This is a genomic window from Pseudomonas sp. PNPG3, assembly GCF_023093815.1.
GTDB classification, from domain to species: Bacteria; Pseudomonadota; Gammaproteobacteria; order Pseudomonadales; family Pseudomonadaceae; genus Aquipseudomonas; species Aquipseudomonas asiatica.
The window spans coordinates 26,901-52,261 of record NZ_JALLKV010000044.1 but is presented as its reverse complement, the minus strand read 5'-3'; the positions used below and the strand labels follow the sequence as shown (position 1 = coordinate 52,261).

At 61.3% G+C, this 25,361-nt stretch carries 20 protein-coding genes, 2 tRNA genes and 1 pseudogene; 6 read left to right on the top strand and 17 right to left on the bottom strand.

The features are described 5' to 3' along the window. Nucleotides 1–270: 270 nt before the first annotated feature. The 4 genes from pgi to MJ643_RS22995 all read left to right on the top strand — a co-directional run bounded on the left by pgi (nucleotide 271) and on the right by MJ643_RS22995 (nucleotide 7,933). Nucleotides 271–1,935: a glucose-6-phosphate isomerase gene (gene pgi / locus MJ643_RS23010; protein ID WP_024087758.1), complete on the top strand. Its 1,665-nt coding sequence runs from the start codon at nucleotides 271–273 to the stop codon at nucleotides 1,933–1,935. A gap of 136 nt (nucleotides 1,936–2,071) precedes the next feature. Beyond that, complete coding sequence (gene acs / locus MJ643_RS23005; protein WP_013974278.1) at nucleotides 2,072–4,006, top strand: acetate--CoA ligase; 1,935 nt, start codon at nucleotides 2,072–2,074, stop codon at nucleotides 4,004–4,006. 42 nt (nucleotides 4,007–4,048) lie between these two features. After that, nucleotides 4,049–4,918, top strand: a complete 870-nt coding sequence (locus tag MJ643_RS23000) for an oxygenase MpaB family protein (RefSeq protein WP_013974279.1) — start codon at nucleotides 4,049–4,051, stop codon at nucleotides 4,916–4,918. Between the two features lie 78 nt (nucleotides 4,919–4,996). After that, nucleotides 4,997–7,933, top strand: coding sequence for a DUF748 domain-containing protein (locus tag MJ643_RS22995; RefSeq protein WP_013974280.1), 2,937 nt, complete (start codon nucleotides 4,997–4,999; stop codon nucleotides 7,931–7,933). 121 nt (nucleotides 7,934–8,054) lie between these two features. Here MJ643_RS22995 and MJ643_RS22990 read toward each other — a convergent pair whose 3' ends face one another. Beyond that, nucleotides 8,055–8,468, bottom strand: a complete 414-nt coding sequence (locus tag MJ643_RS22990) for a VOC family protein (RefSeq protein WP_010955354.1) — start codon at nucleotides 8,466–8,468, stop codon at nucleotides 8,055–8,057. A 60-nt stretch (nucleotides 8,469–8,528) separates the two neighbouring features. Between MJ643_RS22990 and MJ643_RS22985 the strand changes: the two are divergent. Next, nucleotides 8,529–8,833, top strand: a pseudogene (locus MJ643_RS22985) (putative quinol monooxygenase). A 78-nt stretch (nucleotides 8,834–8,911) separates the two neighbouring features. Here MJ643_RS22985 and MJ643_RS22980 read toward each other — a convergent pair. From MJ643_RS22980 to rlmE, 16 genes are all read right to left on the bottom strand, one after another. Beyond that, complete coding sequence (locus tag MJ643_RS22980; protein WP_013974282.1) at nucleotides 8,912–9,262, bottom strand: BON domain-containing protein; 351 nt, start codon at nucleotides 9,260–9,262, stop codon at nucleotides 8,912–8,914. A 263-nt stretch (nucleotides 9,263–9,525) separates the two neighbouring features. Beyond that, nucleotides 9,526–11,631, bottom strand: a complete 2,106-nt coding sequence (pnp, locus tag MJ643_RS22975; protein WP_013974283.1) for a polyribonucleotide nucleotidyltransferase — start codon at nucleotides 11,629–11,631, stop codon at nucleotides 9,526–9,528. A 250-nt stretch (nucleotides 11,632–11,881) separates the two neighbouring features. Beyond that, nucleotides 11,882–12,151 (bottom strand): 30S ribosomal protein S15, encoded by a 270-nt coding sequence (rpsO, locus tag MJ643_RS22970; RefSeq protein WP_003249971.1) that lies wholly within the window; start codon nucleotides 12,149–12,151, stop codon nucleotides 11,882–11,884. 147 nt (nucleotides 12,152–12,298) lie between these two features. Next, nucleotides 12,299–13,216, bottom strand: a complete 918-nt coding sequence (truB, locus tag MJ643_RS22965; protein WP_013974284.1) for a tRNA pseudouridine(55) synthase TruB — start codon at nucleotides 13,214–13,216, stop codon at nucleotides 12,299–12,301. Between the two features lie 3 nt (nucleotides 13,217–13,219). Beyond that, entirely contained in the window at nucleotides 13,220–13,618 is a 399-nt protein-coding gene (gene rbfA, locus MJ643_RS22960; RefSeq protein WP_003258061.1) for a 30S ribosome-binding factor RbfA, read from the bottom strand. Between the two features lie 116 nt (nucleotides 13,619–13,734). Beyond that, nucleotides 13,735–16,275, bottom strand: a complete 2,541-nt coding sequence (gene infB, locus MJ643_RS22955) for a translation initiation factor IF-2 (protein WP_024087764.1) — start codon at nucleotides 16,273–16,275, stop codon at nucleotides 13,735–13,737. A 27-nt stretch (nucleotides 16,276–16,302) separates the two neighbouring features. Next, nucleotides 16,303–17,784: a transcription termination factor NusA gene (gene nusA, locus MJ643_RS22950; RefSeq protein WP_003258062.1), complete on the bottom strand. Its 1,482-nt coding sequence runs from the start codon at nucleotides 17,782–17,784 to the stop codon at nucleotides 16,303–16,305. A 59-nt stretch (nucleotides 17,785–17,843) separates the two neighbouring features. After that, nucleotides 17,844–18,302, bottom strand: a complete 459-nt coding sequence (rimP, locus tag MJ643_RS22945) for a ribosome maturation factor RimP (protein ID WP_003249960.1) — start codon at nucleotides 18,300–18,302, stop codon at nucleotides 17,844–17,846. 130 nt (nucleotides 18,303–18,432) lie between these two features. Then, nucleotides 18,433–18,509: transfer RNA gene (locus MJ643_RS22940), tRNA-Met, on the bottom strand. A 100-nt stretch (nucleotides 18,510–18,609) separates the two neighbouring features. After that, nucleotides 18,610–18,695, bottom strand: a tRNA-Leu gene (locus MJ643_RS22935). Between the two features lie 21 nt (nucleotides 18,696–18,716). Continuing rightward, a complete protein-coding gene (gene secG / locus MJ643_RS22930) occupies nucleotides 18,717–19,115 on the bottom strand; it encodes a preprotein translocase subunit SecG (protein WP_015271857.1) in 399 nt (132 codons plus the stop codon). Nucleotides 19,116–19,119: 4 nt separating this feature from the next. After that, a complete protein-coding gene (gene tpiA, locus MJ643_RS22925; protein WP_023661275.1) occupies nucleotides 19,120–19,875 on the bottom strand; it encodes a triose-phosphate isomerase in 756 nt (251 codons plus the stop codon). Between the two features lie 65 nt (nucleotides 19,876–19,940). Next, entirely contained in the window at nucleotides 19,941–21,281 is a 1,341-nt protein-coding gene (gene glmM, locus MJ643_RS22920; RefSeq protein WP_013974287.1) for a phosphoglucosamine mutase, read from the bottom strand. Nucleotides 21,282–21,297: 16 nt separating this feature from the next. Continuing rightward, on the bottom strand, nucleotides 21,298–22,149 hold the full coding sequence (folP, locus tag MJ643_RS22915) for a dihydropteroate synthase (protein WP_023661277.1): 852 nt from the start codon (nucleotides 22,147–22,149) through the stop codon (nucleotides 21,298–21,300). Between the two features lie 8 nt (nucleotides 22,150–22,157). Further along, nucleotides 22,158–24,062, bottom strand: a complete 1,905-nt coding sequence (gene ftsH, locus MJ643_RS22910; protein ID WP_015271861.1) for an ATP-dependent zinc metalloprotease FtsH — start codon at nucleotides 24,060–24,062, stop codon at nucleotides 22,158–22,160. Between the two features lie 203 nt (nucleotides 24,063–24,265). Continuing rightward, complete coding sequence (gene rlmE / locus MJ643_RS22905) at nucleotides 24,266–24,892, bottom strand: 23S rRNA (uridine(2552)-2'-O)-methyltransferase RlmE (protein WP_015271862.1); 627 nt, start codon at nucleotides 24,890–24,892, stop codon at nucleotides 24,266–24,268. Between the two features lie 102 nt (nucleotides 24,893–24,994). Here rlmE and yhbY point away from each other — a divergent pair, with 102 nt between their 5' ends. Continuing rightward, on the top strand, nucleotides 24,995–25,303 hold the full coding sequence (gene yhbY, locus MJ643_RS22900) for a ribosome assembly RNA-binding protein YhbY (RefSeq protein ID WP_003249945.1): 309 nt from the start codon (nucleotides 24,995–24,997) through the stop codon (nucleotides 25,301–25,303). Nucleotides 25,304–25,361 lie beyond the last annotated feature (58 nt).

Sequence of the window (25,361 nt, the reverse complement as noted above, 5' to 3'; positions counted from 1 at the left end):
GAGTATCGGTCAAAAGCCGCTTAAAAAACTTCCCTAAAACCATAGAATCTCCCACCCCGACCGCATCGGCCTCGAGCCATGCGCTATCCCTGTGGGAGCTGGCTTGCCGGCGATGAGGCCAGTACAGGCAATACAAGACAGTTGCTTCCCCCAAATTCCCCCGCCTTACCCATTCCCTGCAAGTGGCCTTTGCCTATAATGGTGCCAGCCTGAACCCGGCAATGAGTGCCGTGTCCAAGGTCTCATCACGCACCAAGGGAACCCCGCGCAATGGCGTATTACCGTACACCCCACGATGTCACGGCCCTGCCCGCCTGGCAGGCGCTTCAGCAACACCGCGACGCCATGCAAGGTTTCAGCATGCGCGAAGCCTTCGCCGCCGATACCAAGCGCTTCGAGCAGTTTTCCTTGAGCTGCTGCGGCCTGTTCCTCGACTACTCGAAAAACCTGATCACCGAACAAAGCCGCGACCTGCTCGTGAACCTGGCCAACGAAGTGGGCCTGCAGGACGCCATCAAGTCGATGTTCAGTGGCGAAATCATCAACGCCTCCGAAGGTCGCCCGGTGCTGCACACCGCCCTGCGCCGGCCGGTAGGCGACAAGCTCAGCGTCAACGGCGTGAACGTCATGCCGGAAGTACACAAGGTACTCAACCAGATCACCGAACTGGTCGGCCGCATTCACGACGGGCTGTGGCGCGGCTACAGCGAAAAACCGATCACCGACGTGGTCAACATCGGCATCGGCGGCTCGTTCCTCGGCCCCGAACTGGTGTCCGAGGCGCTGCTGCCCTACGCCCAGCGCGGCGTGCGCTGCCACTACCTGGCGAACATCGACGGCAGTGAGTTCCACGAGCTGTCGGCCAACCTGCGCGCCGAAACCACCCTGTTCATCGTCTCGTCGAAGTCGTTCAACACCCTCGAGACCTTGAAGAACGCAATGGCCGCGCGTACCTGGTACCTGGCCCAGGGCGGCTCGGAAGCCGAGCTGTATCGCCACTTCATCGCCGTTTCCAGTAACAAGGCCGCCGCCGTGGCCTTCGGCATCCGCGAAGAAAACATCTTCCCGATGTGGGACTGGGTGGGCGGGCGCTACTCGCTGTGGTCGGCCATCGGCCTGCCGATCGCCCTGGCCATCGGTACCGCCAACTTCAAGGAACTGCTGTCCGGTGCCTACACCATGGACCAGCACTTCCAGACCGCGCCGTTCGACAAGAACATGCCGGTGCTGCTGGCCCTGCTGGGCGTGTGGTACGGCAACTTCTGGGGCGCCCAGAGTCACGCGATCCTGCCGTACGACCACTACCTGCGCAACATCACCAAGCACCTGCAACAGCTGGACATGGAGTCCAACGGCAAGAGCGTGCTGCAGGACGGCACCCCGGTGAAGACCGACACCGGTCCGGTTATCTGGGGCGGCGTCGGCTGCAACGGCCAGCATGCCTACCACCAGCTGCTGCACCAGGGCACTCAGCTGATTCCGGCCGACTTCATCGTGCCGGTGGTGAGCTTCAACCCGGTGGCCGACCATCATCAGTGGCTGTACGCCAACTGCCTGTCGCAGAGCCAGGCGCTGATGTTGGGCAAAACCCGCGAGGAAGCCGAGGCAGAGCTGCGTGGCAAAGGCCTGAACGAAGCGGACATCGAAAAGCTGGCCCCGCACAAGGTGATCCCGGGCAACCGCCCGAGCAACACCCTGGTGGTGGAACGCATCAGCCCGCGCCGCCTGGGCGCGCTGGTGGCGATGTACGAGCACAAGGTGTTCGTGCAGAGCGTGATCTGGGGCATCAACGCTTTCGACCAGTGGGGCGTGGAGCTGGGCAAAGAATTGGGCAAGGGCGTTTACCAACGCCTGGTCGGCAGCCTGGAAGACAGCGCCGAAGATGGTTCCACCCAAGGCCTGATCAACTACTTCCGCGGCCGTCACCGCGGTTGATCTGAAACCTTCGCCAACTTCTTCGCGGGCTCGCCCGCGAAGAGGCCGGCTCAGGTTGAACACCTCTCCCAGCTACACTGTCCTATCGAATAGCCGTTGCAGTCCATCGCCCCTTACAAGAGCAGGACCACCCGCCATGTTCGATATCCGCAACTACCCCCAGGCCCTGGCCGTCAGCCAGTCCGCCGCCCTCACCCCCGACGAGTACCGCCGCCTCTACCGCCAGTCGGTGGATGACCCCGACACCTTCTGGGCCGAACAGGCCAAGCGCCTGGAATGGATCAAACCCTGGTCGAGCGTGCAGCAATGCGACCTGAAGACCGGCAGCGCCCGCTGGTTCGACGGCGCCCAGCTCAACGTCAGCTACAACTGCATCGACCGCCACCTGGCCCGACGCGGCGAACAGACCGCCCTGCTGTGGGAAGGCGATGACCCCAAGGATTCCAAGGCCATCACCTACCGCGAACTGCACCGCCAGGTCTGCCGCCTGGCCAATGCACTGAAAGCACGCGGGGTGAAGAAAGGCGACAGGGTGTGCATCTACATGCCGATGATCCCCGAGGCCGCCTTCGCCATGCTTGCCTGCACCCGCATCGGTGCCATCCACTCGGTGGTGTTCGGCGGCTTCTCGCCCGATGCCTTGCGCGACCGTATCCTCGATGCCGACTGCCGTACGGTGATCACCGCCGATGAAGGTGTGCGCGGCGGCAAACGCATCCCACTGAAACAGAACGTCGACAAGGCCCTGGCCAGCTGCCCCGCGGTCAGCAGCGTATTCGTGGTGCGCCGTACCGGCGGCGATGTCGTCTGGGCCGAAGGCCGTGACCTCTGGTACCACGAGGCAACGGAAAAAGCCGGCGACGACTGCGTTCCCGAGCCGATGGGTGCAGAAGACCCGCTGTTCATCCTCTACACCTCCGGCAGCACCGGCAAACCCAAAGGCGTGCTGCACACTACCGGCGGCTACCTGCTGCAGGCCACCCTCACCTTCAAGGTGGTGTTCGACTACCGTGATGGCGAGGTGTTCTGGTGCACCGCCGATGTCGGCTGGGTGACCGGCCACAGCTACATCGTCTATGGTCCGCTGGCCAATGGCGCGATCTCGCTGATGTTCGAAGGCGTGCCCAACTACCCGGACACCTCGCGCTTCTGGCAAGTGGTGGACAAACACAAGGTGAACATCTTCTACACCGCCCCGACCGCCCTGCGCGCGCTGATGCGCGAGGGCTCCGCGCCGCTGCAGAGTACTTCACGCCAGAGCCTGCGCCTGCTGGGCAGCGTCGGCGAGCCGATCAACCCGGAAGCCTGGGAGTGGTATTTCGAAGAAGTCGGGCAAAAGCGCTGCCCCATCGTCGATACCTGGTGGCAGACCGAGACAGGCGGCATCATGCTCACCCCGCTGCCCGGCTCGCAGTCGCTCAAGCCCGGCTGTGCCACCCAGCCCATGTTCGGCGTACAACCAGTGCTGCTGGACGAAAAGGGCAAGCTCATCGAGGGCCCCGGTGCCGGCCTGCTGGCGATCAAGGCCAGCTGGCCCGGGCAGATCCGAAGTGTCTATGGCGACCATCAGCGCATGGTCGACACCTACTTCAAGCCGATGCCCGGCTATTACTTCACCGGCGACGGTGCCCGCCGCGATGCCGATGGAGACTACTGGATCACCGGGCGTATCGATGACGTGATCAACGTTTCCGGTCACCGTATCGGTACCGCCGAAGTGGAAAGCGCGCTGGTGCTGCATGACAGCGTTGCCGAAGCGGCGGTGGTCGGTTACCCCCACGACCTCAAGGGCCAAGGCGTTTACGCTTTCGTCACACCGATGAATGGTGTAACGCCGGACGACGCGCTCAAGGCCGAGCTACTGGCCCTGGTCAGCAAGGAAATCGGCAGTTTCGCCAAACCCGAGCTGATCCAGTGGGCTCCGGCGCTGCCCAAGACACGCTCAGGCAAGATCATGCGGCGTATACTGCGCAAGATCGCCTGCAACGAACTCGACAACCTGGGCGATACCTCGACCCTGGCCGACCCCAGCGTGGTGCAGGGCCTGATCGACAAACGCCTCAACCAGTAACCGGCGGCCGTTGCCCATGGCCGCCCTGAACCACAGGTCGCCATGGAAGCCCTTCGCCGCCGCATCGAAACCCAGGTCATGAGCCTTACAGGGCTGGCCCTCGGCCAGCTCGACCTGGAATCGCCCAAAGGCGACCCCGGCCTGTTCGGCCCGCACAGCATCAGCTGGCGGGTACATGGCGACTTCCCGAGCATGCTGGTCGGTGGCATCAGTGCCCTCATGCTGCAGTTGCTGCACCCACTGGCCCTGGCCGGGGTGTGGGACCATTCCAACTTCCGTGAAGACCTGCTCGGCCGCCTGCGCCGCACCAGCCAATTCATCTCCGGCACCACCTTCGGCGCCACCCGCGATGCCGAGTGGCTGATCGACAAGGTGCGCACCATCCACCTGCAGGTGACAGGCACCGCGCCGGATGGCCGCCCATATGCGGCCAGCGACCCTGACCTGCTGACCTGGGTGCACGTGGCGGAAGTCAGCAGCTTTCTCGCCGCCCACCTGCGTTACCGCAACCCGCAACTAGCGCGCGCCGAGCAGGATGCCTACTACGCAGAGATCGCATTGATTGCCGAGCGCCTTGGCGCCCGCGACGTGCCGCGCTCGTGCCAGCAGGTCGAGGACTATCTGCAGCACATGCGCCCACAGTTGCACTGCGACGCCCGCAGCCATGAGGTGGTCGGCATCCTGCTCGATGCCCCCGCCCCCAGCCGCCTGGCACAGCCGGTGGGCAAGCTGATGCTACACGCCGGCATCGACCTGCTGCCGGCCTGGGCCCAGACCATGCTCGGGCTACAGCACGGTCCGTTGCAGCGGCGCATGATCCGCCTGGGCCTGCAACGCACTGCGCCAGTACTGCGCTGGGCGATGCGCGACGGCTCGGCGCACCGGGCCAAACGGCGCATGGGTATCGAATGAGGTCAACTGGTCGCCTCAGCGGAACTGATTTAACGTGCCATACTCCAAGCTCTCCTGCTTAGACAGACGAAGCGACACATGTACAAAGGATTGACTCGCGCCGCTGGCGCACTGCTGGCCCTGGTAGCCCTCTACAGCCTTCTTGGCTTTTTCGTTCTCCCCGGTGTCGCGCTGCGCATCGCCAACCAACAGTTGGCCCAGTACGCAACCGTGCCTGCCCACCTCGATCGGATCGAACTCAACCCCTTCAGCCTCGAGCTGACACTGTGGGGCCTGCAGATCGGCGAGCCTGGCAAGGAGCAGGTCGGCTTCGACCGGCTGTACGCCAATCTTTCGCTCGACAGTCTATGGAGCGGTGCCCTGCACCTGGACGCAGTGGAACTGGTCAAACCGCGCAACGAAGTGCTGTTCGCCAAGGACGGTACTCTCAACCTGACCCGCCTGTTCAAACTGCCAGCCAGCGAAGCCAAGCCTGACGAGCCACCCAGCGACCCGTTCCCGCTACGCATCGGCAGCATCAAGCTCAGCGATGGTTACCTGCACTTCGAGGACCTGCGCCCGAGCGAGCCGATCGAGTTCCTCTACGACAACATGAACCTGGAGCTGAAAAACCTCAGCACCCTGCCCAACGACAATGCCGACATGACCCTGGTGGCCATCGGCCCCAACGGCGGGCGCATCGACTGGAAAGGCACCCTTAGCCTGGCGCCAATCGCCTCTGAAGGCACACTGAAGATCACCGAAGGCAAGATGAAGGCATTCTGGCCCTATGTGCGCGATGCCGTGCCACTGGTGCTGGAAGACGGCGTGGTCAGCCTCGACACCCACTACAAGCTCAACCTCGCCAAGCAGACCGAACTGTTGCTGGACAACGCGTCGGTGCGCATCGCCCCGTTTGCCATCAAGGCCCCGGATGGCCGCCCGCTGGCACGCCTGGCCAGCCTGGAAGTAAGCGAAACCTCGGTCGATCTGGTCAAGCAGCTGGTCACCGTGGGCAAGATCCGCAGCGAAAAACTGGAAACCTGGGCCGCGCTGGAAAAGGACGGCCAGCTCGACTGGCAGAAACTGTTCGCCAGCCAGCCGGCCAAGGCTACGCCGAAGGAAAAGGCCGAACCGGCCGCCGCCGAGCCCACGCCCGAACAGCAAGCCGCCAAGGAGCCGAGCAAACCCTGGCAGGTGCTGCTCAAGGACGTGCAACTGCGTAACTACCTGGTGCACCTGGCAGACCGTACTCAGAAGGAGCCGGTGGCCCTCGACGTCGGCCCGCTCAACGCCGACCTGCAAGGTTTCGACAGTCTCAACAAGTCGCCCTTCAACCTCAAGCTCGATACCGGCGTGGGCAAGCAAGGCAAGCTTCAGGCGGCCGGCCAGGTCAACCTGGCGCCCATCTGGGCCAAGCTGGACGTGAGCACCCGCGATATCGACCTGCGAGTGGCCCAGGCCTATATCAGCCCGTTCATCCTGCTGGAGCTGCGCAGCGGCATGCTCGCCAGCGACCTCAAGGTCGACCTGAAGAACACCGCACCACTGGCCTTCAGTGTCACCGGCAAGGCACAGGTCAGCCAGCTGCACACCCTCGACACCATCAAGAGCCGTGACTTCGTCAAATGGCAACAGGTGAACGTCGACGGCCTGTCCTACGTGCACGGCGATGCGCTGTCGATCGACAAAGTGACCCTGCTGCAACCCTATGCGCGTTTCATCATCAACGAAGACCGCACGACCAACATCAACGACCTGCTGATCCCGCAGCCGGCCGGCGCCCCGGCGACCAGCCAGTCCAAGCCGGCCTCCGCCGGCAACGACAAGCCGCTAGGCATCCACATCGGCCAGATCGACATCAACGACGGCTCGGCCAACTTCGCCGACCTGTCCCTCACCCCCAACTTCGCCACGGCCATCCAGCAGCTGAGCGGCCGGATCGGCACCATCGACAATCGCAAGCCGGTGCCGGCCAAGGTCGACGTCAAGGGTAAGGTCGACCGCTACGCGCCGGTCACCATCAAAGGCGCCCTCAACCCGTTCAACCCGCTGGCCAGCCTGGATATCGCCACCAGCTTCAAGCGGGTCGAGCTGACCACACTCACACCCTACTCCGGCAAGTTCGCCGGCTTCCGTATCCGCAAGGGCCGGCTCAACCTCGACCTGCATTACCTGATCACCAATGGCCAGCTGAAGGCCGAGAACAAGGTGGTGGTTGAGCAGTTGCAGTTGGGCGAGAAGGTCGACAGCCCGGACGCAGTGGACCTCCCTATCCGCCTGGCGGTGGCACTGCTGAAGGATACCGAAGGCAAGATCTCGATCGAGCTGCCAGTATCTGGAGACCTCAACAACCCGCAGTTCAGCGTGATGCCGATCGTCTGGCAAACCCTGCGCAACCTGGTGTTGCGTGCGGCGCAAGCGCCGTTCAAGTTCATTGGCGGGCTAGTTGCCGGCGGTGGCTCGGAAGATCTGGGCAATGTGTCCTTCGCCCCGGGCTCCAGCGAGCTTAGTGGCGACGCCCAGGCATCGTTGGACAAATTGGCGTCGGCCCTGAAGGAACGCCCGGAGCTGCGCCTGGAAATCGAAGGCACCAGCGCCCAGGCCAGCGACGGCCCGCTGATCGCCCAGCAGCGCCTGGAGCGTGAGTACCAGGCCACCTGGTACAAGATCCTGCAGCGCCGCGGTGACAAGGTGCCGGCCAATGCCTCGATGCTGGTGGTCGACGACAGCGAAAAACCGGCGATGCTCGAAGGCATCTACCGTAACCGCCTGAAGCAACAGCCGCCTGCGGAATGGGAGCAACTGGGCCGCGACGAGCGCACCGCCAAGCTGCGCGAGGCGGTGATCAAGTCCTGGGCCGAAAGTACTGCGCTGCTGCGCACACTTGGCCAGGAGCGGGCCAGCAGCATCAAGGATTACCTGGTAGACAAAGGCCAGCTGGAAGATGACCGGGTGTACTTCATCGATACCAGTCTGGGCCAGGCCGAGAGCGATGGTCGGGTGGTGACGCCGATGCATCTGGATGCCGAATAACTTCTACTAGCAGGTCTGGCCTCTTCGCGGGCTTGCCCGCTCCCACAGGTACTGCACAGGCCTTGAACTGTGTACGGTCCTTGTGGGAGCGGGCAAGCCCGCGAAGAGGCCGGTACAGGCTTCACACCAACCGCTGCCCCGACACCGCCGGGTGGTACAACGGCTGCACCTTGTTCCCTGCCGGGTCCAGCAGGTGGAAGCTGCGCGCCCCGTCACCATGGTTGAACGGCCGGTCCAGCAGGGTCACGCCATGGGCCTTGAAATACTGGTACCAGGCCTCCAGCTCCTCCACGCTATCGACGATGAACCCATAGTGGTCCAGGGTCTGCAAACCATTGGCCGCCCCTGCCCCGCGCCCCAGCGACAGGTTGTCGTTACCACAAGTGAGATATACCAGGTCTTCGTTGGCGCGGTTCAGCACCTCCATGCCCAGCACATCGACGTAGAAGCGTTCGCACTCCTCCAGGTTGGGCACCAACAAGGCAATATGGCGCAGGCCGTTCAGGCGACCAGGGCGTGCAGGCAATTCGGACATTGGCGAAGCTCCATTTTTGTATACAATTCAGTTGAGAATTTAAAACAAAAGGAGAGCCTTGTGTATAGCCTGTTCATCAAGACCCGAGTGAAGCCCGGTTGCGCCGAGGATTTTCTCACTGCGATCAAGGTCAATGCCGCAGCCTCTCAGTCGCCACTGAACCTGGTTGCCTGGCATTCGATGTGTCGCAAGACCGGGTCGACCCGGAGTTGATCTACCTGTACGAGATCTACCGCGACGATGCAGCCTATGAAGCGCATACCCAGACCGCGCACTTTCGCGATAGCCGGCCATTGGTCGAGCCGCTGATCGTCGAGCAAGAATGCTTCGAGAGTGATGTGATCGCGCGTAACCCGGTGTACTAGCCGCCAATGAAAAGCCCCGGCAAATAGCCGGGGCTCGGAGCGAAGGTGGCCAAATCCGTTTGGCCGACGGGACATTCCTTATTCGGCTTTCAGGCCGTCAGACATGACGCTTTTTACGCCTTTGATGTTCTTGGTGATGCGTACTGCTTCTTCTTTCTGGGATTGAGTGATCGCCACGTCAGACGACAGCGAGACGACGCCTTGGCTGGTCTCGACTTTGATGTCGCTGCCTGGAATACCTTTTTCAGTCAGCAGGTCCGCTTTCACCTTGGTAGTGATCCAGGTGTCGGAACCTTCCTGCTTGGCGTTATCCACGGTGTTGGCAGCCAACATGACTGGAGCCTGGGTTGGCTCCGCAGCGAATGCGCCGTTAGCCATGGTCAGGGTCAGGGCGGTAGCAGTAGCGGCAGCAATGGCGAACTTCTTCATGTGAGTCACTCCTGTTTTTCGAAAGGTCTGCGCCGTATGTCCTGGCGTCAGATATGGAGGTAGTTGCATGCGCTGTGCCAGCTTTTCCGTCTCGCTTGTTTCCTTTCAAATCAATAAGTTAGCGAAAAACCAGCATTCCCGTCGTCGTGCATTTTGCAATCTGCACGGTAAACCTGCATGCAAGATGCAAGTCCGCAAAAGGTTCCCTTTCGCCCATGAAAAAAGGGCCCCGAAGGGCCCTTTTCCTGTTGCGTGGCGGTCGCTTAGACGCCCGAGGCCTTCGCCGCGGCAACGTCCTTGATCGACAGCTTGATACGGCCGCGGTTATCCACGTCCAGTACCAGTACTTCGACTTCCTGGCCTTCTTTCAGGATGTCGGTGACTTTCTCGACGCGAGCATCGCTCAGCATGGAGATGTGCACCAGGCCGTCCTTGCCAGGCAGGATGTTTACGAACGCACCGAAGTCGACGATGCGCTCGACCTTGCCGACGTAGATCTTGCCGATCTCGGCTTCGGCGGTAATGCCCAGGATGCGTTGCTTGGCAGCATCTGCCGCTTCCTTGGTTTCGCCGAAGATCTTGATCGAGCCATCGTCTTCGATGTCGATCGAAGCCTTGGTCTCTTCGCAGATGGCGCGAATGGTGGCGCCGCCTTTACCGATGACGTCACGGATCTTGTCGGTGTCGATCTTCATCGCGATCATGGTCGGGGCGTTGGCCGACAGCTCGCTACGCGACTGGGCGATGATCTGGTTCATCTGGCCGAGGATATTCAGGCGCGCTTCCAGGGCCTGGCCCAGGGCGATCTCCATGATCTCTTCGGTGATACCGTTGATCTTGATGTCCATCTGCAGCGCGGTAACACCCTTGGCGGTACCGGCTACCTTGAAGTCCATGTCGCCCAGGTGGTCTTCGTCACCCAGGATGTCGGTCAGGACGGCGAACTTGTCACCTTCCTTAACCAGGCCCATGGCGATACCGGCAACCGGTGCCTTCATCGGTACACCAGCGTCCATCAGGGCCAGGGAAGCACCACAGACCGAAGCCATGGAGCTGGAACCATTGGATTCGGTGATTTCCGATACCACGCGGATGGTGTACGGGAACTCGCTGTCGCTCGGCAGCATGGCCTGCACGCCACGACGGGCCAGGCGGCCGTGGCCGATTTCACGACGGCCAGCGCCGCCCATGCGACCGCACTCACCCACCGAGAATGGCGGGAAGTTGTAGTGCAGCATGAACGGGTCTTTTTTCTCGCCTTCCAGGGTGTCCAGCAGCTGGGCGTCACGGGCAGTACCCAGGGTCGCAACGACCAGGGCCTGGGTTTCGCCACGGGTGAACAGCGCCGAACCGTGAGTCTTTGGCAAGACGCCGACTTCGATGTTCAGCGGGCGCACGGTGCGGGTGTCACGGCCGTCGATACGCGGTTTGCCGTTGACGATGTTCTCACGGACGGTGCGGTATTCCAGCTCGCCGAAGATTTCCTTGATGGCGCCGGCGGACGGGCCGGTCTCTTCGTTGCTCAGACGGGCAACAGCCTCGTCGCGCAGCTGGCCCAGGCGATTGTAGCGGTCAGCCTTCTGGGTGATGGTGTAGGCCTGCGAAACGGCTTCGCCGAACTCGGCGCGTACCAGGTTCATCAGCTCGACGTTGGCCGGGGCTGGCTGCCAGTCCCAGGTCGGCTTGCCGGCTTCGGCAGCCAGTTCCTTGACGGCCTGGATCACGGCCTGGAATTCGTCGTGGGCGAACAGCACGGCGCCCAGCATCTGGTCTTCGGTCAGCTCTTTGGCTTCCGACTCAACCATCAGTACAGCCGATTCGGTACCGGCAACGACCATGTCCAGGCTCGAGGCAGCCAGTTGCTCGTAGGTCGGGTTCAGCAGGTAGCCGGTGCTTTCGTGGAAGGCAACGCGAGCGGCGCCGATCGGGCCTTCGAAAGGAATGCCGGAGATGGCCAGGGCGGCCGAGGTACCGATCATCGCAGCGATGTCCGGGTCGGTCTTCTTGCTGGTGGAAACCACGGTGCAGACAACCTGCACTTCGTTCATGAAGCCTTCCGGGAACAGCGGACGGATCGGACGGTCGATCAGGCGCGAGGTCAGGGTCTCTTTCTCGGAAGGACGGCCTTCACGCTTGAAGAAGCCACCCGGGATCTTGCCGGCGGCGTAGGTCTTTTCCTGGTAGTGGACCGACAGCGGGAAGAAGCCCTTGCCTGGATCGGCCTGTTTGGCACCGACCACGGTCACCAGCACGGTGACGTCGTTGTCGACGGTAACCAGCACGGCGCCGGTTGCCTGACGGGCAATACGGCCCGTTTCGAGAGTAACGGTCGACTGACCGAACTGGAATGTCTTGATTACCGGGTTCACGGTTTCCTACCTTTTTTCAGTGGCTCTGGGGGAACTGGTTTCTTGCGAATTCTTGGGCAGAACGGGGAATCGGCCCCATTGACCGTCCAGATACAACACGAGGCTGGGAGCCTGGCACCAAGCGGAAAATCCGCTCAGCATTGCCAGGCTGCCAACCTCGGAGATACGCGTGGCGTGTCCAACGGCAGCACTGCAAAACAGCCCTGCCGAAGCCTGCGACACGCCATGCACACCACTGGCCAGGCCGCTATTAGCGACGCAGACCCAGGCGACCGATCAGGGCGCTGTAACGAGTGGTGTCTTTGCCCTTCAGGTAGTCCAGCAGCTTACGACGCTGGTTGACCATACGGATCAGACCACGACGGGAGTGGTGGTCTTTATCGTTGGCCTTGAAGTGGCCTTGCAGCTTGTTGATGTTGGCGGTCAGCAGAGCAACCTGCACTTCCGGGCTACCGGTATCGCCGGCGGCTTGCTGGTATTCGGCAACGATCTGAGCTTTTTCTTCAACGCTGAGGGCCATTTGGCTTCTCCTGATAACGGATCCCGCATGCGGGGTCCAATAGGCCAGGGACAAATCCCTGTATTAATAAAAAAGGTGTGACCGTGCCTACTGACAGCCACCCTTGGTGCCGTGGGGCCTGGCAATTGCCCGACCCCGCGGTTTCGGTCATTCCGACCGAATCAGCCGACGCGGCGCAATGCGCCCGTCTTCGCTCACTTCACCGATACCGATGAAGCGCGCATTGTGATCCTGTACCCGGACCATGCCAAATTGCGGCGCGTCCGGCGCGCGTACCGCCTGCCCATGCAGCCAGTAAAACGCACTGTGCTCGGACAGGCACACCAGTGGCCAGTCCTGCAGGCCGCTGTCCGAAGGCATCAGGAAGCGGTCGAGCGCTTCGTTGCCACCTTCGGCGTGGGCCTGTTCGAGTTCCTCGAGGGTGACCGTCTGTGCCAGCGCGAAAGGCCCGGCCTGGGTCCTGCGCAGCTCGGCGACATAGGCGCCACAGCCAAGGGCCTCACCGATATCCTCCACCAGGGTGCGGATATAGGTGCCTTTGCTGCATCCTACGCTCAGCCTTGCACGGGTGCCTTCGCACTCGAGCAACTCCAAGCGGCCAATAGTAACAGAACGCGCCTCGCGCTCCACTACCTCTCCTGCACGTGCCAGCTTGTAAAGCGGCTGGCCATCACGCTTGAGCGCCGAGTACATCGGCGGTATCTGGCTGATCTGGCCACGAAAACGCGGCAGCAGGGCCTCGATGTCGGCGCGACCAACGGTCACCTCACGGGTCTGCAGCACTTCACCTTCGGCATCGCCGGTGTTGGTAGTCTGCCCCATCTGCATGACCGTTTCGTAGCCCTTGTCGGAATCGAGCAGGTACTGCGAAAACTTGGTCGCTTCGCCAAAGCACAGCGGCAGCACGCCGGTTGCCAGCGGATCGAGGCTGCCGGTGTGACCGGCCTTTTCCGCATTGAGCAGCCAGCGCACCTTTTGCAGGGCGGCGTTGGAGGTGAAGCCCAGCGGCTTGTCGAGCAGGATGATGCCGCTGACGTTGCGGCGGATACGTTTGACCTGGGCCACCGCTTACTCCTCGGCGTCCAGCTTGTCGGCATCCTTGTGCAGACGGTCTTCGGCGACCGCGCGCTCGATCAGTGCCGACAGGTGGGCACCACGGCTGACGCTTTCGTCGAAGTGGAAGTGCAGTTGCGGCACGCTGCGCAGTTGCATCACACGGCCCAGGTGCAGGCGCAGGAAGCTCGCGGCGCTGGTCAGGGCCTTGAGGGTCTGCGGTACGGCGTCGGCGCCGTCCTGGCCCATCACGGTGATGAACACCTTGGCGTGGCCAAGATCACGGCTGACATCGACGGCAGTGATGGTCACCAGGCCGACGCGCGGGTCTTTGACTTCACGGCGGATCAGCTCCGACAGCTCGCGCTGCATCTGGTCGCCGATGCGTTGGGTACGGCTATATTCTTTTGCCATTCTTGCTACCTGTAACTTAAAGCGGCAAACGCCCGGTCAGGCTGAAGCCTGACCGGGCGCTACCTACTGAGGCGCTGCCCACCGCCCTGCGGCGGGGGCTGGCGCCCTGCTCACCCTTAAAGGGTACGAGCAACCTGGACTTTCTCGAAGACTTCGATCTTGTCGCCGACCTTGACGTCGTTGTAGCTCTTCACGCCAATACCGCACTCCATGCCGTTACGTACTTCGGAGGCGTCGTCCTTGAAGCGACGCAGCGACTCCAGCTCGCCTTCGAAGATCACAACGTCTTCGCGCAGTACGCGGATCGGACGGTTGCGGTACACGGTACCCTCGATGACCATACAGCCAGCGATGGCGCCGAACTTCGGCGAACGGAACACGTCACGTACTTCGGCGACACCCAGGATGTTCTCGCGAACATCGCTGCCGAGCATGCCGGTCAGGGCCTTCTTGACGTCTTCGATGATGTCGTAGATCACGTTGTAGTAACGCATATCCAGACCTTCCTGCTCGACGATCTTGCGCGCGCCGGCATCGGCACGCACGTTGAAGCCGAACAGTACTGCATTCGAAGCCAGCGCCAGGTTGGCGTCGCTTTCGGTGATACCACCGACGCCGCCACCGATCACGCGCACCTGAACTTCGTCGTTGCCCAGGCCCGACAGCGAACCCTGCAGTGCTTCCAGGGAACCACGCACGTCGGTCTTGAGGACGATGTTGAGGGTCTTCTTCTCTTCCTGACCCATGGTCTCGAAGATGTTTTCCAGCTTGCCGGCGTGAGCACGGGCCAGCTTGACCTCGCGGTACTTGCCTTGACGGAACAGGGCAACTTCACGGGCCTTCTTCTCGTCGGCAACCACGGACAGCTCGTCACCGGCTTCCGGGGTACCGTCCAGGCCGAGGATTTCGACCGGGATCGAAGGGCCGGCTTCCTTCACAGGCTTGCCGTTCTCGTCGAGCATGGCGCGCACGCGGCCATAGTTGGATCCGCACAGGACCATGTCGCCCTGACGCAGGGTACCGTCCTGAACCAGGATGGTCGCCACCGGGCCACGGCCCTTGTCCAGGCGAGATTCGACAACCACACCACGACCTGGAGCGGTCGGGGTAGCGGTCAGTTCCAGGATCTCGGCCTGCAGCAGTACAGCCTCGAGCAGTTCGTCGACGCCGGTACCCATCTTGGCCGAAACCTTGACGAACGGAGTATCACCACCCCAGTCCTCGGAGGTCACGCCTTCGACAGCAAGCTCGTTGCGGATGCGATCGATATCGGCACCCGGCTTGTCGATCTTGTTCACTGCAACCACCAGCGGAACGCCAGCTGCCTTGGCATGCTGAACGGCTTCGCGGGTTTGCGGCATCACGCCGTCGTCCGCCGCCACCACCAGGATGACGATGTCGGTAGCCTTGGCACCACGGGCACGCATTGCGGTGAACGCAGCGTGGCCTGGGGTATCGAGGAAGGTGACCATGCCGCGGTCGGTTTCCACGTGGTAGGCACCGATGTGCTGGGTAATACCACCGGCTTCGCCAGCGGCAACCTTGGCACGACGGATGTAGTCGAGCAGCGAGGTCTTACCGTGGTCAACGTGACCCATGACGGTAACGACCGGCGCACGCGATTCGACTTCACCTTCGAACTTCAGCGATTCGGCCAGGGAGTCTTCCAGGGCGGTATCGCTGACCAGGGTCACTTTGTGGCCCAGTTCTTCGGCGACCAGCTGAGCGGTTTCCTGGTCGAGCACCTGGTTGATGGTGACCGGGGTACCCAGCTTGAACATGAACTTGACCACTTCAGCGGCCTTGACCGACATCTGTTGGGCCAGTTCCGAGACGGTGATGGTCTCGCCGATGGTCACGTCACGGATGACTGGACCGGTCGGGTTCTGGAAGCCGTGCTGGTTGCGCTTCTTCAGCTTGCTCTTGCCACCGCGGCCACGGCGTACGCCATCGCTCTCTTCATCGGTGGTGCGCGGCGCGGCACGAGGAGTAGGAGCCTTTTCCTTCTCCTTGACCTTGACCTTGATCGACACGCGCGGGGCCTCGCCACGACGCTCGCCACCACGACGGTCTTCGTCACGGGTGCGGCCTTCGTTGCGACGAGCTTCGTCCTTCTTGCGCTCGGCAGCACGGGCTGCGGCGTCTTCGGACGCCGGGGCGTCGGCAACTACCGGGGCCGGGGCAGCGGCAGGTGCCGCCTCTGGCTTGGCGGCAGGCGCAGGGGCTGCAGCAGCGGTTTCGGCGGCCTGACGGCGAGCCTGCTCTTCGTTGCGCTGGCGAACTTCGGCCTCGACCTTCTCGCGAGCGGCGTTTTCAGCCGCGCGGCGCTCTTCCAGCTCACGCTTCTGCTCAGCCTGGATTTCTTCCGGGCTGCGCTGCACGAATACTTTCTTCTTGCGTACTTCTACGCTGATGCTCTTGCTACCGGCGACACGCAGGGTGCTGGTGGTTTTGCGCTGCAAGGTAATCTTGCGAGGCTCTTCCGCCTTGCTCTTGTGGCTGCTCTTCAAATGAGTCAGCAAGGTCTGCTTCTCATTGTCGGTCACTACCTGACCGGCGTCGGTGTGCGGCAGACCTGCCTCACGCATCTGCTGCAGCAGGCGCTCTACCGGTGCCTCGACCTCTTGGGCCAGTTCTTTCACCGTGACTTGCGTCATGCACTTCTCTCCTCAGGCCGCGCCTAATTACTCGAACCAGTGGGCTCGGGCGGCCATGATCAACTTGCCGGCACGCTCTTCGTCGATGCCGTCGATGTCGAGCAGATCGTCGATCGACTGCTCGGCCAGGTCTTCGCGGTTAACCACGCCGCGCACCGCCAGTTCCGCCGCCAGGTCCTTGTCCATACCCTCGAGGGAGAGCAGGTCGTCAGCCGGATGGGCGTCTGCCAGTTTTTCTTCGGTAGCGATGGCCTTGGTCAACAAACGGTCCTTGGCTCGAGCGCGGAGCTCGTTGACGATATCTTCGTCAAAGCCATCGATGTTGAGCATTTCTTCCAACGGTACGTAGGCAATTTCTTCGAGGCTGGTGAAGCCTTCGTCGACCAGCACTTGGGCCAGCTCCTCGTCGACTTCCAGTTCATCGATGAAATTGCGCAGGATGTCACCGGTTTCGGCCTGCTGCTTGGCCTGGATGTCCTTCTCGGTCATCACGTTCAGGGTCCAGCCGGTCAGCTGACTGGCCAGGCGAACGTTCTGACCGCCACGACCAATGGCCTGGGCCAGGTTGTCCTCGGCAACGGCGATGTCCATGGCATGGGCATCTTCATCAACGATGATCGCCGCGACTTCAGCCGGCGACATGGCGTTGATGACGAACTGCGCCGGGTTATCGTCCCACAGGACGATATCCACACGCTCACCACCCAACTCCCCGGATACGGCCTGGACGCGCGAACCACGCATGCCGATACAGGCGCCTTGCGGGTCGATGCGCTTGTCCTTGGAGCGGACGGCGATCTTGGCTCGCGAACCCGGATCACGGGATGCAGCCATGACTTCGATGAGGCCCTCGGCAATTTCCGGCACTTCGATGCGGAAAAGCTCGATCAGCATCTGTGGCGCGGTGCGCGACAGGATCAGCTGTGGGCCACGGTTCTCGGTGCGAATTTCCTTGAGCAGCGCACGCAGGCGCACGCCAACACGGAAGGTCTCGCGCGGAATGATGTCTTCGCGGGCCAGCAGGGCCTCGGCGTTGTTGCCCAGGTCAACGATGACGTTGTCGCGGGTAACCTTTTTGACGGTACCGGAGATGATCTCGCCAACGCGCTCGCGGTAGGCATCGACCACCTGGGCACGCTCGGCCTCACGGACCTTCTGCACGATGACCTGCTTGGCGGTCTGGGCGGCAATACGACCGAATTCGATGGACTCGATCTTCTCTTCGATCACGTCACCAACCTTGGCTTCAGGGTGGGTTTCGTGAATCTTGCTCAACCAGGTCTCGATCGCCGGATCATCAAGATCGGCTTCGTCGACCACGGTCCAGCGACGGAAGGTCTCGTAGCTACCGGTGTGGCGGTTGATTTCCACACGCAGGTCGACTTCGTCTTCAAAACGTTTTTTGGTTGCAGTGGCCAGTGCCACTTCCAGCGCTTCGAAAATGACGCCGGGCGGTACACCTTTTTCGTTGGATACCGATTCAACAACCAGCAGTACTTCTTTGCTCATCGTACGCCTCGCCTTGCGCAAGCCATTGGGCCCGGATAGTCCGCCGGGCCCGGCACGTCTCAGTCAAAACTGGGAATAATATTGGCCTTGTCGATCGAGTCGATCGGCAACAGGAATTCTTGATTGTCCACCTGGACCACCACATCCTGCTCCTCCACACCGCGGAGAAGGCCCTGGAAGTTACGACGACCCTCGAAGGGTGAGCGCAGCTTGATCTTCACTTGTTCGCCGGCATGCGAGGCAAACTGTTCCAGAGTGAACAGTGGGCGATCCATGCCTGGAGAAGACACCTCGAGGGTGTATTCACTGCTGATCGGATCTTCCACATCGAGAATTGCGCTGGCCTGACGGCTGACCGCTTCGCAGTCGTCCACCAGGATGCCGCCTTCCTTGTCGATGTAGATGCGCAGTACCGAATGCTTACCCTGGGAAACGTATTCGATCCCCCAGCATTGATAGCCCAGACCCTCGACAACCGGGGCCAACAAGGCCTGCAACTGTTCTAGCTTGCTCGACACCTGAACCCCCTCGTGCATGCTGTGCAAATAAAAAATGGGCGAAGCGCCCATCCCTGAAAGCGCCGTTGGACAACGACGCCGAAAACTGTTCGGTTAGCAAAAAGCCCCTGAAAAGGGGCTCCGCTGAAGCTGGTTGCGGGGGCTGGATTTGAACCAACGACCTTCGGGTTATGAGCCCGACGAGCTACCAAGCTGCTCCACCCCGCGACAAAGCTGGGGCAAAAGTATAAGACCGAACCCTCTTGAGGGTCAAATCCGAACCTTCACCTGCAAGAAAGCCCGCTAAAGCGGGCTCTCAAGCTTTAATTGGTACCGAGAAGGGGACTCGAACCCCTACACCCTATGGGCACAACCACCTCAAGGTTGCGTGTCTACCAATTCCACCACCTCGGCAATACTACTACTTGAAACCCGTTACTTCTGCTCTTGTGCCGGAGGAGGTACATCACCCGTGTTAGGAGTGGTTTCGCTCTTCTGCTGCTGGAGCACCGGTACATCATCATTAACTGCCGGTTTCTGCGGCTCTTTCACTTCTAGCACTGCTGGATCTGGAAGACCTGCTTGGCTAAGCTGGTGAGCTTGTTGCTTCGCGAAGTATCCTAACCCAAGTGCTGTCAAAAAGAAAGTGGCAGCGAGTATAGCAGTTAATTTACTCAGAAACGTTGCAGAACCCTGGCTCCCGAACACGGTATTTGAAGCACCCGCGCCGAAAGATGCACCTGCTTCCGCACCTTTACCCTGTTGCAACAGAACCAGCACTACAAGCGACAGCGCTGCCAACAGATGAAAAACAACGATGACTGTTTCCAGCATTTGTTCAGTTTCCTGCGGCGCGACAAATTGCACCGAATTCGTCTGCGTTCAGGGAAGCTCCACCAATGAGCCCCCCATCGATATCCGGCATGCCGAACAGTTCGGCCGCATTGGCCGCCTTCACGCTGCCGCCGTAGAGCAACTGCACCTTCGCAGCCACTTCAGCATCTTTTGCCGCCAACTGGCTACGGATGGCTGCGTGCACATCCTGGGCCTGCTGTGGCGTGGCCGTAAGGCCGGTACCGATGGCCCATACAGGCTCATAGGCAATTACTGCATTGGCAAAAGCCTTAACACCGAATGCCTCGATGATACTGCTTAGTTGACGCCCGACAACTTCGAGCGTTTTGCCAGCCTCACGCTCTTCAAGGGTTTCCCCGATGCAAAGCACTGGCTTCAAACCTTTGGCCTGGGCCGCTGCAAACTTGCGATTGAGCACTTCGTCGGTTTCACCAATGATCTGGCGACGCTCCGAATGACCAATCAACACCAACTTGCAGCCTGCTTCAACCAGCTGTTCCGGAGCAACTTCTCCGGTCAGCGCACCCTGTTCGGGTTGTACTGCAGAATTCTGTGCGCCGACAGTAATTTCCTTACCTGCCAGGCCATCGATCACTTGATTGATGAACAAGGCCGGTGGAAATACAACGACTTCCACTCCGCTCGGCAAGGCCAGATTTCTCAAGCCTTCGGTCAGCTCAGCGACGCTAGCGCGGGTACCGTGCATCTTCCAGTTACCAGCTACCATAGGGCGACGCATGCTTTACCTCGTCGGTCAAAGTGGGCGCAGATAGTACCCAACCCTATCTGCGCTGGCAAGCGCCTTCAGACACAAACTTCGCCGACCAGTTTGGCCAACGCTTCTGCGTGCGCACGCACCTGGCTTTCGTCCTCGCCCTCGACCATCACCCGCACCAACGGCTCGGTACCGGATTTTCGCAGCAGCACGCGGCCGCGGCCTGCCAAAGCCTCGGTCACCTTGGCGCTGGCCTCCTTGACCGCCGGGTGCTCCAGCGGGTCGACCTTGCTGGCGCCATAGCGCACGTTGATAAGCACCTGCGGGCACTTGCGCAGGGCCTGACGAGCCTGCGCCAGAGTTTCGCCACGGCGCTTGAGTGCCATCAATACCTGCAGCGCTGCGATGATCGCATCACCGGTGGTGGTGTGGTTGCAGCAAACGACGTGCCCGGAGTTTTCGCCACCGACCAGCCACTCACGCTCCAGCAGCTCTGCCATGACGTAACGGTCACCGACCTTCGCCCGCACGAACGGAACATCCAGTTCCTTCAGCGCAAGCTCCAGGCCCAGGTTGCTCATCAGCGTGCCCACCACCCCGCCCTGCAGCTTTCCACGCTCCTGCAGGTCGCGAGCAATGATGAACAGCAGTTCGTCACCATCAACGATGGCGCCGGTGTGGTCGACCATCAGCACGCGGTCGCCATCACCGTCGAAGGCGATGCCCAGGTCGGCATGACCGACCAGCACGGCAGCCTGCAGCGATTCGATGTGAGTCGAGCCACAGCCTTCGTTGATGTTCAGGCCGTCTGGCTGGGCATGCAGCACGGTCACTTCGGCACCCAGCTCGCGGAAAACGCTTGGCGCGACCTTGTAGGTGGCACCGTGGGCGCAATCGACAACCAGCTTGAGGCCGTCGAAGCTGGTGCTGGTCGGCACACTGCTCTTGCAGAACTCGATGTAGCGGCCGGCTGCATCGTTGATGCGCGAAACCTTGCCCAGCTTGCCCGACTCGACAACGGTCATCGGCTGATCGAGCAATTCCTCGATCATCAACTCGACTTCGTCCGGTAGCTTGGTCCCTTGGCCCGAGAAGAACTTGATGCCATTGTCATCGTGCGGGTTGTGCGAGGCGCTGATGACGATGCCGGCTTCGGCGTGGAAGGTACGCGTCAGGTAGGCGATGGCCGGCGTAGGCATCGGCCCGAGCAGCATCACATCGGCACCTGCCGCGGACAGGCCGGCTTCGAGTGCGGACTCGAACATGTAGCCGGAGATACGCGTGTCCTTGCCAACCAGCACTCGGCAGTGGCCTTGCTTGCGGAAGGCCATGCCGGCCGCCCAGCCAAGCTTCAGCATGAAGTCAGGCGTGATCGGGTATTCGCCGACGCGGCCACGAATGCCGTCGGTACCAAAGTATTTTCTGCTCATAGGGACTCCAATGTTCTTATTCGGCGTTTTGCACCGCAGCGATCATGCGCACCACATCAACGGTTTCTGCCACGTCATGGACACGAAGGATGCTCGCCCCCTTGGTCATGGCCAACGCCGCCAGCGCAAGGCTGCCATACAACCGCTCGCCAACCGGACGTTCCAGCGTCAGGCCGATCATGCTCTTGCGTGAAACACCCACCAGCAGCGGGCGCCCAAGGCGATAGAGCGCTTCCATGTGCTTGAACAGGCTCAGATTGTGCGCCAGTGTCTTGGCGAAACCAAAGCCCGGATCAAGGATGATTCTGTTTGCGTCGATGCCCGCCGCGGCGCAGGCGACCATTCGCTGTTCAAGGTAGCGCGTAACGTCGGCGGTCACATCTTCGTAATGCGGGTCGTCCTGCATGTTACCCGGCTCGCCACGCATGTGCATGAGGCACACCGGCAGGCCGGTATCCGCGGCTGCGTCCAGGGCGCCATCGCGCTCCAGAGCACGCACGTCGTTGATCAACCCTGCACCGAGGCGCGCCGATTCACGCATGACGGCTGGCGTGGAGGTATCGACCGAGATGACCACGTCGAGTCGGTTGTTGATCGCCTCGACCATGGGGGCCACCCGCTCCAGCTCCTCGGTCACCGATACCGCGCGCGCACCCGGCCGCGTGGACTCTCCGCCGATGTCGATCAGCGTGGCACCTGCGGCAACCATCGCTTCGGCATGACGCAACGCCTCGTCGCGCTGGTTGAAGCGCCCGCCATCAGAGAAGGAATCAGGGGTGATATTGAGAATACCCATGACATGGGTACGCGACAAATCAAGAACCCGGTTGCCGCAAGGCAACCGGGTCGGGTACTGCACTGAGCTCATAGATGCCCTTAGTGTTGAGCCGCTGGACCGCCGATCGGCGATTCCGGGCGATCACCCTGGGCAGCTGGTTTGCCCGAAGCCGAGTCATCATCCCAGTCGCGCGGTTCGCGGGGGGTACGGCCAGCCATGATATCGTCAATCTGCTCGGCGTCGATGGTCTCGTACTTCATCAGCGCTTCGGCCATGGCATCGAGCTTGTCACGGTTGTCGGTGAGCAGCTGCTTGGCCGTGGCGTAGCACTGGTCGATGATGCTGCGCACTTCCGAGTCGATCAGCTTGGCAGTTTCGCCGGAAACGCTGGCGTGCTGGCTCGCAGCACTGCGACCCAGGAACACCTCGCCTTCTTCCTCGGCGTACATCAGCGGCCCGAGTTTCTCGGAAAGGCCCCACTTGGTCACCATGTTGCGGGCGATCTGGCTGGCACGCATGATGTCGTTGGACGCACCGGTAGTGACGCCGTCGAAGCCCAAGGTCATTTCCTCGGCAATACGGCCCCCGTACAGCGAGCAGATCTGGCTGATCAGTGCGCGCTTGGACAGGCTGTAGCGGTCTTCTTCCGGCAGGAACATGGTCACGCCCAGGGCACGGCCACGCGGAATGATCGAAACCTTGTAGACCGGATCGTGCTCAGGCACCAGGCGACCGACAATGGCGTGGCCAGCCTCGTGGTAGGCAGTGTTCTGCTTTTCTTTCTCGGACATGACCATGGTCTTGCGCTCGGCGCCCATCATGATCTTGTCCTTGGCCAGTTCGAACTCTTTCATTTCGACCAGGCGCTTGTTGGCGCGCGCGGCAAACAGCGAGGCCTCGTTGACCAGGTTGGCCAGGTCCGCACCGGAGAAGCCAGGGGTACCACGGGCAATGACCGCCGGGTTGACGTTCTCGCCGACCGGCACCTTGCGCATGTGTACCTTGAGGATCTGTTCGCGACCACGAATGTCCGGCAGGCCCACCACCACCTGACGGTCGAAGCGGCCGGGGCGCAGCAGCGCCGGGTCGAGCACGTCCGGACGGTTGGTAGCGGCGATGACGATGATGCCATCGTTCATCTCGAAGCCGTCCATCTCCACCAGCAACTGGTTGAGGGTTTGCTCACGCTCGTCGTGACCACCACCCATGCCAGCGCCACGGTGGCGACCAACGGCGTCGATCTCGTCGATGAAGATGATGCACGGGGCGTGCTTCTTGGCCTGTTCGAACATGTCGCGCACACGGCTGGCACCGACACCGACGAACATTTCCACGAAGTCCGAACCGGAAATGGTGAAGAAAGGCACCTTCGCCTCGCCGGCGATGGCCTTGGCTAGCAAGGTCTTACCGGTACCGGGCGGGCCGACCATCAGCACGCCACGCGGGATACGGCCGCCCAGGCGCTGGAACTTGCCCGGGTCGCGCAGGAACTCGACCAGCTCGCCGACTTCTTCCTTGGCTTCGTCGCAACCTGCAACGTCGGCCAGGGTAGTCTTGACCTGGTCTTCAGACAACAGGCGCGCCTTGCTCTTGCCGAAACTCATCGGCCCGCCCTTGCCCCCCGCTCCGCCCTGCATCTGGCGCATGAAGAACATGAACACGGCGATGATCACCAGGATCGGGAAGCTCGCTACCAGCAGCTGTGTCCAGATGCTCTGCTGCTCAGGCTGCTTGCCTTCGATGATGACGTGATTGTCGACCAGGTCGCCAATCAGGCCGTTGTCGGTAATGGCCGGACGCACGGTCTTGAAATTGTCGCCATCGGCGCGCTTGCCGGTGATGATGTAGCCGTCGACGGTCACACGCTCGACCTTGCCATCCTTGACCTGCTGGATGAAGTCGGAATAGTTGAGGGTCTGCGGCTCGTTAGGGCTGGAGAAGTTGTTCATCACTGTCACCAGGACAGCTGCGATGATCAACCACAGGATCAGATTCTTTGCCATGTCGTTCAATTCGCTACCCTCTGAGGTCGGCGCACGACGCAGCCGTTCCTCGCATGATATTCATCGCCCTAACTTACTACATTACCTACGCAGCCGCAGGCACCGTCTGTAACCCTTTGTGAAAGCTAGACTACACGAAGTTCGGACGATCCTGACGCGGCGGCCGATTGGAAATAACTATCGGCCACCACGCTTCACGCCTTTCATGCCCCTTTGAAACCCCTGCCCAGCAGGTACTGCTCGCGGGAACGGTCACGCGACGACGACGGCTTGCGCATCTGCACCTTGTCGAACTTGCTGCGCACGTCCTTGAGGTACACGTCAAAACCTTCGCCCTGGAAAATCTTGATCAGGAAATCGCCGCCGGGCTTTAGCACGCGGGTTGCCAGATCGAGGGCCAGCTCGCAGAGGAACATGGCACGCGGCATGTCCACCGCAGGCGTACCACTCATATTGGGGGCCATGTCGGAAATCACAAGGTCTACGTGCGAATCGCCGACGGCCTCGAGAATGCGCTGCAGCACTTCATCCTGGGTGAAATCGCCCTGGATGAAGGTCACATCAGGGATCGAGTCCATCTCCAGGATGTCGGACGCGATCAGGCGGCCCTGGCCACCAATCAGACGACTGGTCACCTGCGACCAGCCACCAGGAGCAGCGCCGAGATCGATCACGCTCATACCTGGGCGGATCAGCCGGTCCTTTTCCTGGATCTCCAGCAGTTTGTAGCTCGCACGCGAGCGGTAGCCGTCCTTTTGTGCCTGTTTCACAAAAGGATCGTTGAAATGCTCTCGCAGCCAGTTTGCGCTGCTTTTGGAACGTTGTACCACGGGGCACCTCGATGATATGCGTCGTGATTGACTGGGCGGAGCCGGTGGCCCTCGGGTAAAATGCCGGTCAATTTTACAGAATCAGACGGAAAGGGTCAGATTATGCCGCTCAATAACGAGCAGAAGAAGCAATACAAGTCCATTGGTCATGACCTGAAGCCGGTCCTGATCGTCGCTGGCAACGGTTTGAATGAAGGCGTCATCGCCGAACTGGAGCGCGCCTTGGTCGACCATGAGCTGATCAAGGTCGAAATTCGCTCGGAAGACCGCGAAGAGCGCGCCGAGACCATTGCCGAACTGTGCAAGGCCGGCCGTGCCGAACTGGTGCAGACCATCGGCAAGAAAGCGCTGATCTACCGCAAGAACCCACAGCCGAACAAGCAGCTGTCCAATATCCACCGTTACAAGTAACGGCAAAGGGGCTGCTGCGCAGCCCATCGCTGGCAAGCCAGCTCCCACAGGTACGGCG